This is a genomic window from Pseudomonas sp. fls2-241-TYG-175, from assembly GCF_030209155.1.
Taxonomy (GTDB): Bacteria; Pseudomonadota; Gammaproteobacteria; order Pseudomonadales; family Pseudomonadaceae; genus Aquipseudomonas; species Aquipseudomonas viridiflava.
Genome location: NZ_JARVSO010000016.1, coordinates 183,014 through 195,352, shown reverse-complemented (window position 1 = coordinate 195,352; position 12,339 = coordinate 183,014). Strand labels below are relative to the sequence as shown.

The following is a 12,339-nucleotide window of genomic DNA, read 5'->3' as shown; positions in this document are numbered from 1 at the left end:
TGCCCCATGGTCGTATGGTGCGGTTTCACTTAACGTATCTTTACTGGACGAATTGAAAGGATTTCCATGACGACCCCGATATTGCATCTTCTGTGCGGCAAAATCGCATCAGGCAAATCAACCCTGGCCCGCACATTGGGCAGCGAAGCCAAGACAATCGTCATCAGCGAAGACCGCTGGCTTGCGGCGCTCTATCCTGACGAAGTCCGCTCTGTTTCCGACTATATAAATCGCGCACGACGTATTCGTGGGGTGCTAGAGCCTCTGGTTGTCAGCGTACTGTCGACAGGTGTAAGCGTCGTCCTGGATTTTCCTGCCAATACAGTCTCGGATCGAGCCTGGCTTCGTGCGCTCGCCGATGGTGCCCAAGTGCAGAATCGCCTGCATTTTCTTAATGTTGATGATCAGACGTGTCGCGCGCGACTGCGTGCGCGCAATGTCCGGGGTGATCACGATTTTGCTGCCACGGACAAAGAATTCGATCTCATCACCAGCTACTTCACAGCGCCAGACGAACGTGAGGGATTGGTCATCGTGACCTATTAGGCTAGGGCGTTCTCACAATTTCTCACAGGCAGCCCGGGGTTCCCTGGACGCCTGTGAGTTTGTTTATCGAGCAATCAAAGCGACCACTTCAACGAGAACATCACGTTGCGTGGATCTCCGTAAACGCCGCTGCCGGTCGCGGTTGGAATGCCCTGCCAGTACTTCTCGTCCAGCACGTTGTTCAGGTTCACCCGGGCGTCCCAGTGCTCGTCGAAGCGGTAGCCCGCCATCAGGCCTACCACTGCATACGAGTCCTGCTCCGAGCGACCGGTGCCGACACGGTTGTAGGTGTCGCTCTGAGCCAGTACGTCGGCCCCGATGCGCAATTTGCTGAAGTCGCCTGAGAGGTGATACGTGGTCGCGGCCTTGAACAGGTGTTTGGGCTGCTCCGCTGCGAATCTATCGCCTTTTTCAAAGTTTCGGTCCTTGACGTATTGGCTCAGCACCAGTGTGTAGGACGCCGAGGCCTGCCAGTTCGGTGTGAGCTCACCGGTGACTTCTGCATCGATACCGCGGCTGCGCACTTCGCCCGCTGCTTCGTAGCAGGTGCGGTTCTGTTGCTGGCAACTGGCGGGCGGATTGACGATGGCGTAAGCGCGGTTTTCCTGAGTCATGTCGAACAGCGCAAGCGAGGCGTTCAGGCCGCCGTTGAAGTATTCGCCCTTCAAACCGATTTCATAGCTCTCGCCGGTCATCGGGTCAAGAATGGCACCGCTCACGTCCTGCTGGTTCTGTGGTTTGAAGATCTCGGTGTAACTGGCGTAGACCGAGTAGGTGTCGTTCAGGTCGTAGACGATGCCGGCATAAGGTGTGACCTCGCGTGTGACCTTGTAATCGCCCGTGTTGGCCGAGCGATTCTGATAGTCATACCAGCTCACCCGGCTGCCGACGATGATGTGCAGTGGATCGATCGGGTTGAAGCGTGCGGCTGCGTAGATGCCGTCTTCGGTCGCGGTGTTCTGGCTGACATACGCCGTGCGGGTGTTGATGTCCGGCTTGGGCATCACGTTCGGGTTGAAGTTGTAGATATCGATGGGCGTCGAGCCGTAGAAACCGCCTTTCTGGTCGAATTTCTCTTCACGGCGACTGACACCCAGCATCAGGTCATGCTCGCGGCCAAACAGCTTGAAAGGGCCGGACAGCGAGCCATCGATATTGGTCTGCACATCGGTGGTGTCGTACTGACCTGCCGCCTGGCCATAACCGTTGCCGTTAGCCGTCAGATAGTTGGAATACATGTCCGACTCGGCCCATATCTTTGCCGCTGCGATCTTGCCGCTCCAGCCATTGTCGAACCGGTGAGTCACGTCGGTGAATACGCTGACGTTGTCCCGATCCCAGTAAGCCCAGTCGTTGCTCAGGAATGTGGAGCGGGGCAGGCCGAGGTATTGGCCATTCGGACCCGAAGGCAGACTGCCCCAGTCCGATGTAGCATCGTCACGCTGCTTGGACGCACCGATGGTCCAGGTGGTCGATTCGTTCAGGTCTGCTTCCAGGATTCCGTAGAACGTCTGGCGTTCCTCATCGCGCTCGTCGAGAAAGCTGTTGCCCTTTTCATACGCTGTCACTACCCGACCGCGCAATGTACCCGAGTCGTTCAGTTTGTTGGAGGCATCCACTTCCGTTCGGTAGCGATCCCAGCTGCCCGCGCTGGTCGTGACGCTGACTTGCGGTATGGCGGTGGGGCGCTTGCGGATCAGATTCAATGTTGCCGATGGGCTGCCTGCGCCCGTCATCAGACCGGTGGCGCCGCGGACCACTTCGACACGGTCGTACATCGCCAGATCGGCCCCGGAAATGGTGTCCAGCGTGAAGGTGCTCACGATGGTCGGCAGACCGTCGTACATCAGGTTGTCGATGCTGAAACCGCGTGCGAGAAACTGCTGACGGTCCGTACCGAACTTGCGCAGGATGATGCCCGGCGCGTATTTAACGACATCGTTCAGATCGTTCATGCCCTGATCTTCGATGCGCTGACGTGAAATCACGCTGACCGACTGTGGCGTTTCGCGAATCGACAACGGCAACTTGGTGGCGGTGCTCATGGAGCCGGTGGTGTAGGAACCGCTGCCTTCGGTGGTCGCCGTTCCCGCCACGCCTGCTCGCGCATTGATGTCGACATTGTCCAGCGTCAACGCGCTCGACTGAGTCTGGGCAGGCGGACTGGTTTGATCGGGAGCAGCCAGCGCAGCAGTTGATGCACCGATAATCGCAAAAGCGGTCAGCGAAGTGAGCGGACGAAACATTGTGGGTTTCCTACGATGGACCTGAGCGTTTGGAAAGTGGCGAACTACTTGAACAACGGGGCGCCGGACGTTTGGTCAGCCAGCAGGCTGGTCGCAGGATCCTAACAATTTTTTCACAATTGAATAAATGCTAATTACTCTCAGTTACATTTATATACATATTTGCATTTGTATGGCTCTACGTCGTTCAGGCGTCTGGAAGTGGTGTTACGAGGCAGGTTGGGTAAAGATGGGGTTTCAAGCCGCAATGATCTGAGGGAACCAGCATGCAATTTCGACGTACATCGGTTGCGAGTGTCATCGCCTTTTCCATCCTGTCCACCGGCGCTTTCGCGGCGGACATCTCGCCCGAGCAACTACTGAAAAAAGCCGAAATCGAACAGACAGCCTATCTCGAGACCGTCAGGCAATTGGTTGATGTCGACACCGGCACAGGCCAGGCTCCCGGCCTGAAAACCATCAGCGCGCTGTTGGTCGAGCGCCTGAAAGCACTGGGCGCAGAAGTCACCACCACGCCCGCGACGCCCTCCGCCGGCGACAACATCGTCGGCACGATCAAGGGCAGTGGTACCCGATCCTTTCTGCTGATGGTCCACTACGACACGGTTTTTGGACCGGGTACCGCAGCGAAACGCCCGTTCAAACAGGACGGCGAGCGCGCCTATGGCCCAGGCGTCGCCGATGCCAAGGGCGGCGTCGCAATGATTCTGCATTCCCTGAAGCTTCTGCAGGAGGAGGGCTTCAAGGATTTCGGCACACTCACCGTGCTGTTCAACCCTGATGAGGAAACCGGCTCCAGCGGCTCGAAGAAAATCATCGCCGAACTGGCTCGCCAGCACGATTACGTCTTTTCCTACGAGCCACCTGACAAGGATGCCGTCACCGTTGCCACCAACGGCATCAACGGTGTGATTCTCGACGTCAAAGGCAAGTCATCACATGCGGGCTCCGCGCCTGAAGCCGGACGCAACGCCGCGATTGAACTGGCGCACCAGATGCTGCAGCTCAAGGACCTGGGCGATCCAGCCAAAGGCACCACCGTCAACTGGACCCTGATCAAGGGCGGCGAGAAGCGCAACATCATCCCGTCCAGTGCTTCGGCGGAAGCGGACATGCGCTATTCCGCTCTGTCTGAAAGTGATCGTGTCATCGCCGACGCCCAGCGCATCGTGCAGAAGAAACTCATCGACGGCACCGAGGTGTCGGTACGTCTGGAGAAAGGACGCCCACCATTGGCGAAAAACCCAGGCTCCGAACAACTGGCCAAAACCGCACAGACGCTTTACGGCAAGATCGGGCGCAACATCGAGCCCATCGCCATGCGCTTCGGCACTGACGCAGGCTATGCCTACGTTCCGGGTAGCGAAAAACCGGCCGTGCTCGAAACCATGGGCGTTGTGGGGGCGGGGTTGCATGCCGATGACGAGTACATCGAACTGTCGAGCATCGCCCCCAGGCTTTACCTGACAGTGGCGTTGATCAAGCAGCTTTCGGAGGCCAAACCCTGACGCCATCTGTCGACATATCTTACGTCCAAGGTTGACCTCAGCCCCGATGCGCGATTAACTGTATATGCATACAGTTAATCATAAAAAGGCTCGCATCATGAGTGTCACCTTCCTTGGCCCCTTGTCCGCAGGGGGCATCAAGCTCCCCTTCATCTCCATGTCGTCCGTCGGCTCGCAATCGCCCGTCATCGAAAAACACGTCTCCATCGCGGAGCTCTGCGAAGTGCGAGAACCGGACTTTTTCATTGCTGCGATCCAGGACGACAGCATGCAAGGGGAGCACATCAGCAAGGAAGACATGCTGATTGTCGACCGCGGACGCTACGCCGAGCACGGCGACATTGTCATCGCCTCGCTCAACGAGGCGCAGGTATGCAGACGTTTGCACATGCGCGGGAACGTCGTGATGCTTGAGTCCAGTCATAAGGATTACCCGTCGCAGCCTGTGACGGATAATGATGATCTGATTATTTTGGGGGTGGTGACGCAGAGTTTGAGGCGGGTTTGAGTGGCGGGGTGGATAGCAATTGATTATCCCTTGCGGGCTGTCCGCACGTTTCGACGTTTTTCGAAGATCATCCCATGCTGTGAATCCTGCTCATGAGGGCACTGGACACCGAGCTTTCACGTCACCAGCCACGCGGAAACCTTACAGGCAGAAATATCTGCTGAAGAGTTTCCCAAGTCGCCAATCCTGACAGCTCGAGTGGAACGTACTAGACTGCGGCCTGTATGACTTGGAGGTATTTATGAGCACTACACTTTCCCCCATCGTTTCCGAATTTGATACGCAAGAGCAAGCTGATAGCTACGATCTCTGGTTTCGCGCCAAGGTGGAAGCTTCGTTGGCCGAACCTGGACGTGCAGTGCCTCACGATGAAGTCATGGCGCGCATGGACGCGATCATTGAGGCTGCTGAGGCCAGGCAGAGATTGGGTAGCTGATGTTGCCCATTGTCTGGCTGCAAGCTGCTGTAAATGACCTTTCTTCAATCATCCTCTACATCGCCAATGAAAACCCCCCTGCCGCTCGTCGCCTAAAATCACGTCTTCAGGCTGCGCCTTTACCATTAGCTGAACATCCTTATCTTTTTCCTCTGGGGCGGGTTTCCGGTACGCGCGAACTCGTCGCGCACCCCAATTACATCATCGTTTACCGCATTGCCTCAGATCGAGTGGAGATCGTGAACGTCTTGCATTCAAGACAGACCTATCCGTTGACATGAACAGGGTCACCTGTGTTGCGCAAGGTTCGGCTTCCGATGTGTGTAGTGGTCAACTGCAATGCAGAGCGTAAGGTAGGTAAGGGTTTATTAAAGGCGGCTATGGAAATCAATGCAGGTCGCTCTGGAGACTTTGCTCAGGACAGCGCACCTTCGCCATTCATTCCAGTCCCTGTAAGATTCCACGTTGCCCCCTGAGCTACGAGCTTGCGGTAAAAGCTCTGCGCTTCCTGATAAACTACCTTCCCTGCGCGTTTGAACCTGATTTGTGCGGTGTACTTGATTCCACCCTTTTTGTTCTTCCTTTGGGTGATCGTTCCCATCTCGTTCCTTCGGTGCTAAAAGTTTTTTTGCGGTGCTAAATTTTAGCACCGAGCCCAAAAAACGGCCAAAAACAGCCCGAAAGTGCTAAAAATCGACTGATAAATATGCAACCAGATATTGCCTCAAGCCCCAGGCCTACAAGGCCTGCGCTGTCCCGCCGCTTCTCCGTTGCGCCGATGATGGATTGGACCGACCACCATTGCCGCTTCTTCCTGCGTCTGCTCTCCAAACACGCCTTGCTCTACACCGAGATGGTTACCACCGGCGCGTTGCTGCACGGCGACAGCGCGCGGTTCTTGAAGCATCACGAGACCGAGCATCCGTTGGCGCTGCAGTTGGGTGGCAGTACGGCGGCGGATCTGGCGGCGTGTGCGCGGATGGCGGAAGGGGTGGGGTATGACGAGGTCAATCTGAATGTCGGTTGCCCGAGTGATCGGGTGCAGAACAACATGATTGGCGCGTGCCTGATGGGGCATCCGGAGTTGGTGGCGGATTGTGTTAAAGCGATGCGTGATGCGGTGAGCATTCCGGTCACGGTCAAGCACCGTATCGGGATCAATGGTCGTGACAGCTACGAGCAGCTGTGTGATTTCGTCGGCAAGGTGCATGAGGCCGGTTGCCAGAGTTTTACGGTGCACGCGCGAATCGCGATTCTGGAAGGTTTGTCGCCGAAGGAGAATCGGGATGTTCCGCCGCTGCGTTATGACGTGGTTGCGCAATTGAAGAAGGATTTCCCGCAGCTCGAGATCGTCCTCAACGGCGGTATCAAGACGCTGGAGCAATGCCAGGAGCATCTGCAGACCTTTGACGGCGTGATGCTGGGCCGTGAGGCGTATCACAATCCCTACCTGCTGGCGGAAGTGGATCAGCAACTGTTCGGCAGCACCGCGCCGGTTATCAGTCGCGCCGAAGCGCTGGAGGCATTACGGCCTTATATCGAGGCGCATCTGGCCAGTGGCGGCAACATGCACCATATCACCCGGCATGTGCTCGGGCTCGCCCAGGGCTTTCCGGGGGCGCGGCGTTTTCGGCAGTTGCTTTCAGTCGATATCCACAAGCATGAGAACCCGCTGATGCTGCTGGATCAGGCGGCAGCTTTCCTCGAAGGTCGCTAAAGGCGAGCAAACAGGTATTTTCTCAGTGACGTCTGGCAGTCCAGGCGTCGGCTGTTTGCTCTGGATCAAATCAAACACTCTTTGCAGTAGCTGCGCCGCCCGGCTCAGGCTATGTTGACGGCATAATCCAACAAGGAAAGCCGCCATGCATAAAGTTCTTGTTCCTTTCGACGGTTCCGATCACGCCATGCGGGCCCTCGGGTATGTCATTGAGCTGTCTGCCGATCTCAAAAAGCCGCTTGAGGTTCATCTGCTGAACGTACAGGCCAGTCCGATCGACTACAGCCTCTATCTGGCACCGGACATGATCGAGGGTGTGAAGGCCGGTCTGAACAACGAAGGCAAACGCGTGCTGGATGATGCGATCGAGCTGCTGACCGCTGCCGGAACACCCTTTCAGGCGCACGTTGATCTTGGCAATGTTGCGGAGCAGGTCGAGGCGCAGGTGCAGAAGCTGGGTTGCGACGTGATCGTCATGGGCACCCGGGGGTTGAGCAGCGTGACGGGCCTGTTGCTGGGCTCGGTCGCCACGCGGGTGATTCATGAAGCGTCGGTGCCGGTGACGCTTATCAAGTAAGCCGCCAGCTATTGCTGTGCCAGCGAACGTGGCTGGCGCAGCAGTTCTATGTGCTCCGGCGGCACCAGCTTGCGCAGGGTCTTGTACAGCGCGCGCGTCTCCAGCAGGTTCCAGATCCGCAGCATGGTTTCCAGCGCATCGAGCGGTTTGCTGATGAAGTCCCGTGCGCCCAGTGCCAGGGCGCGCAGGCGAGTGTCACGCGTGGCATCCGCTGTCAGAACCATGATCGGCACATAATCATTGGTGGGAATGCGCCGGTTCAGTTGCTCCAGGACCGCAAAGCCGTCGAACTCGGGCATGTGCAGGTCCAGTACCACCAAATCCGGCTCGAAACTGTTGAACAGGTCCAGTGTACGCAACGGCTCGGTGCTGCTCAGTACGTTTGTCAGTCCTTCCCGTGCGAGCAGTTGCTCCATCAACTCAAGGTTGGGGCGCTGATCATCAATGATCAGGATACGGAAATCTCCGGTCATGTCGGCTCCGGTATGTATTGATCCAGATACGCGAGAAAGGCCGGCACCTGGATGGGTTTGGTCAGGATGGCGGTTGCGCCGGCCGCTTGCAAGGTTCGCTGAACGGTGTCGCTGGCGTCGGCGGTGATCATCAGGATCGGCGTATGTGCGGTCGCAGGCAGGCGTCTCAAACGCTGCAGGACTTCCAGCCCTTGAAGGTCCGGCAGATTCAGGTCCAGCAGGATCAATTGCGGGGCATGCTGCCTGGCCAGGTCCAGACCCAGTTGCCCCTGCATGCTCGACAGCAGCCGAATGCCCGGTCTGCGCTGCAGCAGCGTCTCGATCAGGGCCATGCTCGACAGGTTGTCTTCGATGCACAGCACCTTGCCGTGATAGTCGGCAGTGGCAGGGCGTTGCACGGCCGGGAGCAGTTCGGTCGGACGCGGTGCGGGCGCGACGGGAGCCTGCACTTGAACGTGAGGCAGTCTCAGGGTGAAGCGGCTGCCCTGTCCGGGCGTGCTTTCCACCGACAGCTGACCCTGCATCATCTCGAGCATGCTTTTGCTCAGCGCCAGACCCAGGCCGGTGCCTTCAACATTCGGATCGGCGCCCAGGCGCTCGAACGGCTTGAACAACTGATCAATGCGTTCGGCGGCAATGCCGTGGCCGGTGTCGATGACGGTTACGGTCGTGTGCTCATCCAGTTGCTCGACTTCGATCTGCACCTGACCATGGGGCCGGTTGTACTTGATGGCGTTGGACAACAGGTTGAGCAACACCTGAATCAGGCGTTGGCGGTCGGCGATCACGCCAAGTTCGTCCGGCATGTCGGGCAGTTCGACCAGCCGGATGTTGCCGTCTGCCGCCATCGGCGAAACCAGCACCAGCGCTTCCTGAAGCACTGCCGACAGGGCCACCGGTTCCAGGCTCAGGGACAGGTGGCCGGCTTCGATCCGGGCGATGTCCAGCACCTCGTTGATCAGCTTCAGCAAATGCTGACCGGCACGCAGGATGTGCCCGACCTGCGGCCGCTGGCTGGCCGTCGAATCCATGTCCAGCAACTGGGCAAACCCCAGGATCGAGTTCAGCGGCGTGCGCAACTCGTGGCTCATGCGCGAAAGAAACTCGCTTTTCGCCCGGCTGGCGCGTTCGGCTTCTTCACGGGCCGTACCCAGCGCGATCTCTGCGGCACGGCGGTCGGTGATGTCGCGGGTGATCTTGGAGAAACCGCGCAGTTCGCCGTTGCCGTCGTACTGTGCAGTAATCACCACGCTGGCCCAGAAACGGCTGCCGTCCTTGCGGCAGCGCCAGCCTTCTTCCATGTAGTGGCCTTCGACCGTAGCCTCATGTAACGCCATGTCCGGATGCTGCGGACACTCCTCTGGCTGGTAGAAAACAGAGAAGTGCTGACCGATGATTTCCTGCTCGGTGTAGCCCTTGATGCGCTCGGCACCGGCGTTCCAGGTGGTGATGTAGCCGTGCTTGTCCAGCGCGAAAATGCCGTAGTCCTTCACGCCTTCAATGATGAGCCGCAGGCGTTCTTCGTTGTCCCGCAGGGCACGCTCACGCTCGGCAAGCAATTGCCCGGCTTCGACCAGACGCGTGCTCAACTGGCCGATCTCGTCTTTCTCGGGAGGTTGTGGCCGCAAGGGATGCCCGAGCGCCAGGCGTTGGGCGTTGCGCTGCACCTGCTGGACCCGCGTGACGATGCCTCGCGACAGCATGAGCACCGCCAGAATGGCGCCGATGATGCCGCAGGCCGCGGCCAGCAGCGTGGACAGCAACAGTTGCTGGCGAGTGGCCGACGCGGCGGCAGTGCGTTCGGCCAGCAGCGTGTCCTCGCGCTCGCGCATGGTGCTGATGCGTTCGCGCAATTGATCGAGCACGTATTTGTTTTCAATCAGGATGCGCGTGATGTTTTCCGGTGCATCCAGGCTGAGCGCCTGCAGTTTTGCCAGTCCATCCGCCTTGGCGTGGATCAGGGGTTCGATCGACGTCAGATAGCCACGCATCTGCACGTCCTGAATATTGGCATCAAGCCGTGACAGCGCCGCGTCGATCAGCGGCTGTGCGTTCAGATAACCAGGCAGAAAATCCGCCTGGCGGGTCAGCAGGTAACCGCGCACGCTGGCGGCTGCTTCGGCGATCTGGGTATGCACCGTCTGAATATCACCCTGCACCAGCAGTGCACGGCGCACATCCTCTTCGGCCTGCGCGGTCTGGCGCTCGGCGTGATAGATCAACCCCAGCGAGGACATCAGCACCACCAGCGGCATCGAAATCGCCAGCAGTGCCTTGCCACGCAGGGGGAGATCCTGCCAGCGGCTGGTGGACAGTGCTGTCATTGCCAGTCGCCCGGTGCCTGAGTAACCAGTCCCAGCGCCACACCACGCACGGCCGCCTGGGTGCGATCAGATGCGCCGAGCTTGCCGATCACTTTTTCCACGTGAGCCTTGGCAGTCCCGGTGGTGATGCCCAGTTTTTCGCCGATTTCCCGGTTGCTGAAACCGCCTGCCACCAGCCCCAACACCTGACGTTCGCGAGGCGTCAGGGCTTCGGGCAGTGACGCGCCGCTGGTGTTGCGCTCGGTCATGCGGCGCAGCAGGCGTGCGCTGACCGCACTGTTCAAAGCCTCTTCACCACGTGCCACGCGTTGCAGGCTGGCAATCACCTCATCGCGGCTGGCGTCCTTGAGCAAGTAGCCCACGGCACCGGCGCTGATCGCCGCTTCCAGGTGATCGGTGCTGTCGTCCATGGTGAAGATCACCACCTTGAGCTTCGGCATGCGTTGCTGCAGAAGCCGGGCTGCGCCCAGTCCGTTGAGCACCGGCATGCGGATGTCGAGTATCGCGATGTCCGGTTGCAGTTCTTCGCAGAGCTCAATGGCCTGCTGGCCGTTGGCGGCCTGGCCAACCACTTCGAATTCCGGATGTCCTGCCAGCAGCGAGACGAATCCGGTACGGGTCACTTCATGGTCGTCCGCAAGGACCAGTCGCAGGGTGTCAGTCATTGAATTGCCTTGTCAGCAGTGAAAGGGACGGTAGCGCGCAATCGCGTACCGCAATCGGGACGGCTGACGCAGGTCAGGCGGCCACCCATCAGGCTGGCGCGCTCCTGCATGGCCACCAGCCCCAGTTTCTGAACGCCGCTGCCGTCGCTGCGCTGATCGGTCACGAAACCGCGGCCATTATCCTCGAGCAGCAGCGAAACGTTACTGTCACTGATGTCCAGTGCCAGCTGCACGCTGCCAGCCCCCGAATGTTTGAGCACATTGTTGATGCCTTCCTGAGCAATGCGAAACAGACCAATCTCCAGATGGCTGGGCAGGCGGACCATCGAGCGCGAGCTCCAGTGCACGGCAATGCCGGCTTCGCGCAGGCGATCGGCTTCCTTGTCGACCGCCTGAAGCAGGCCGAAGTCATCGAGCACGGTAGGGCGCAGACCGCTGATCAACTGCCGTCCTTCGCCCACGCAGTGTTGCGCCAGATTGAGGATGGCCTGCAGGTCGGCGCTCATGGGCTCTGGCAGTTCCGGGCAGCGCCCGGCGAAACCTTGCAGACGCTGATGCAGTCCGGCAAGCGTTTGTGCCAGACCGTCATGCAGGTCGTAGGCCATGCGCTTGCGCTCGTCTTCCTGAGCAGTGAACAACTGATGAACCAGCTCGGACATGGTCCGTTCCCGCGCCACCAGCGCTTCGAGCAGGCGGTTGTTCTCCAGATGCGCCGCCAGCAGCGTGGCGAGCAGTTGCAGGGATTCAATGTCTTCGTTGTCCGGGGCATTGATCCCGACGCTGTTGGCGAGCAGCAGCGTGCCGAACGCGCCTTCATCTGCACCGCGCAACGGCAGCATCAGCACACTGGGCAGTCGGTCTTGCGGACAATCCAGCCATTGCGGGCCGACGGCCAGGGTGTCGGCCACCTTGTCCATCGAGTTCAGACGTTCCTTGCTGCCGTGGCTGGCCGTGATCGTGACTACGTTATCGCTGGTCCACTCAAGCAGCAGGCCATGGTCCATGGCCACGAAGGCACAGGCCCGTTGCAGCACCCGCTGGCGCATGGCTTCGGGCGGCAGCTGGGTCAGTTCCTGGCCCGTGTCCACCAGAAGTCGCAGACGGGCGGCACGGCTTTGCGACTGGCGATACTGGGTACGGATCGCCAGGGCACTTGCCGGGTCATGGGGAGGGCTTTGCATAGGGGAGGGCTCCAGCGAAGGGTGATGCGCGCGCGAGCACACCTTGAGTTACAGCCATTAGAACGCGTAAGGCGATTGTGCGCCTATCTGCCAGTTGGCATAGGCAAATAACCCCGTTCGGCCGATGGAGCAAACAGCGCTACAGGGCAAATTGGCAA

13 protein-coding genes are annotated in these 12,339 nt (G+C 59.1%); 7 read left to right on the top strand and 6 right to left on the bottom strand.

What is annotated here, in order from left to right; all coding sequences use genetic code 11:
- The first annotated feature begins 66 nt into the window (after nt 1-66).
- Nucleotides 67-546 (top strand): P-loop nucleotide/nucleoside kinase family protein, encoded by a 480-nt coding sequence (locus QRN20_RS13695; RefSeq protein WP_029242983.1) that lies wholly within the window; start codon nt 67-69, stop codon nt 544-546.
- 74 nt (nt 547-620) lie between these two features.
- Here QRN20_RS13695 and QRN20_RS13690 read toward each other — a convergent pair whose 3' ends face one another.
- Nucleotides 621-2,792 (bottom strand): TonB-dependent siderophore receptor, encoded by a 2,172-nt coding sequence (locus QRN20_RS13690; protein WP_285360581.1) that lies wholly within the window; start codon nt 2,790-2,792, stop codon nt 621-623.
- A gap of 266 nt (nt 2,793-3,058) precedes the next feature.
- On the opposite strand from QRN20_RS13690, the gene QRN20_RS13685 reads away from it, so the two are divergent.
- From QRN20_RS13685 to QRN20_RS13670, 4 genes are all read left to right on the top strand, one after another.
- Nucleotides 3,059-4,300: a M20/M25/M40 family metallo-hydrolase gene (locus tag QRN20_RS13685; protein ID WP_122500053.1), complete on the top strand. Its 1,242-nt coding sequence runs from the start codon at nt 3,059-3,061 to the stop codon at nt 4,298-4,300.
- 97 nt (nt 4,301-4,397) lie between these two features.
- Nucleotides 4,398-4,808, top strand: a complete 411-nt coding sequence (locus QRN20_RS13680) for a LexA family protein (RefSeq protein ID WP_025995307.1) — start codon at nt 4,398-4,400, stop codon at nt 4,806-4,808.
- A 241-nt stretch (nt 4,809-5,049) separates the two neighbouring features.
- Complete coding sequence (gene relB / locus QRN20_RS13675) at nt 5,050-5,244, top strand: type II toxin-antitoxin system RelB family antitoxin (RefSeq protein WP_029242986.1); 195 nt, start codon at nt 5,050-5,052, stop codon at nt 5,242-5,244.
- The gene (locus QRN20_RS13670; protein WP_122433869.1) at nt 5,244-5,525 is read left to right on the top strand and encodes a type II toxin-antitoxin system RelE/ParE family toxin; all 282 of its coding nucleotides are present in this window, start codon (nt 5,244-5,246) and stop codon (nt 5,523-5,525) included. The genes relB and QRN20_RS13670 overlap by 1 nt, the downstream gene beginning before the upstream one ends.
- Before the next feature lie 134 nt (nt 5,526-5,659).
- Here the strand turns inward: QRN20_RS13670 and QRN20_RS13665 are convergent, their stop codons facing one another.
- Complete coding sequence (locus QRN20_RS13665) at nt 5,660-5,845, bottom strand: hypothetical protein (RefSeq protein ID WP_043306708.1); 186 nt, start codon at nt 5,843-5,845, stop codon at nt 5,660-5,662.
- A 105-nt stretch (nt 5,846-5,950) separates the two neighbouring features.
- On the opposite strand from QRN20_RS13665, the gene dusA reads away from it, so the two are divergent.
- Nucleotides 5,951-6,961 carry a tRNA dihydrouridine(20/20a) synthase DusA gene (gene dusA / locus QRN20_RS13660; RefSeq protein WP_285360579.1) on the top strand — a complete coding sequence of 337 codons (1,011 nt, stop codon included), beginning with the start codon at nt 5,951-5,953 and terminating at the stop codon, nt 6,959-6,961.
- Between the two features lie 145 nt (nt 6,962-7,106).
- Nucleotides 7,107-7,538: a universal stress protein gene (locus tag QRN20_RS13655; protein ID WP_025995310.1), complete on the top strand. Its 432-nt coding sequence runs from the start codon at nt 7,107-7,109 to the stop codon at nt 7,536-7,538.
- An 8-nt stretch (nt 7,539-7,546) separates the two neighbouring features.
- Here QRN20_RS13655 and QRN20_RS13650 read toward each other — a convergent pair whose 3' ends face one another.
- From QRN20_RS13650 to QRN20_RS13635, 4 genes are read right to left on the bottom strand one after another with little or no spacing between them, the layout of a single operon-like run.
- Nucleotides 7,547-8,011 (bottom strand): response regulator, encoded by a 465-nt coding sequence (locus tag QRN20_RS13650; RefSeq protein ID WP_004881182.1) that lies wholly within the window; start codon nt 8,009-8,011, stop codon nt 7,547-7,549.
- Nucleotides 8,008-10,335 (bottom strand): ATP-binding protein, encoded by a 2,328-nt coding sequence (locus QRN20_RS13645; protein ID WP_285360576.1) that lies wholly within the window; start codon nt 10,333-10,335, stop codon nt 8,008-8,010. Before QRN20_RS13645 ends, QRN20_RS13650 begins: the two co-directional genes overlap by 4 nt.
- Nucleotides 10,332-11,000, bottom strand: coding sequence for a response regulator (locus QRN20_RS13640; protein ID WP_004881185.1), 669 nt, complete (start codon nt 10,998-11,000; stop codon nt 10,332-10,334). The genes QRN20_RS13645 and QRN20_RS13640 overlap by 4 nt, the downstream gene beginning before the upstream one ends.
- Nucleotides 10,997-12,181: a sensor histidine kinase gene (locus QRN20_RS13635; protein WP_285360574.1), complete on the bottom strand. Its 1,185-nt coding sequence runs from the start codon at nt 12,179-12,181 to the stop codon at nt 10,997-10,999. The genes QRN20_RS13640 and QRN20_RS13635 overlap by 4 nt, the downstream gene beginning before the upstream one ends.
- Nucleotides 12,182-12,339 lie beyond the last annotated feature (158 nt).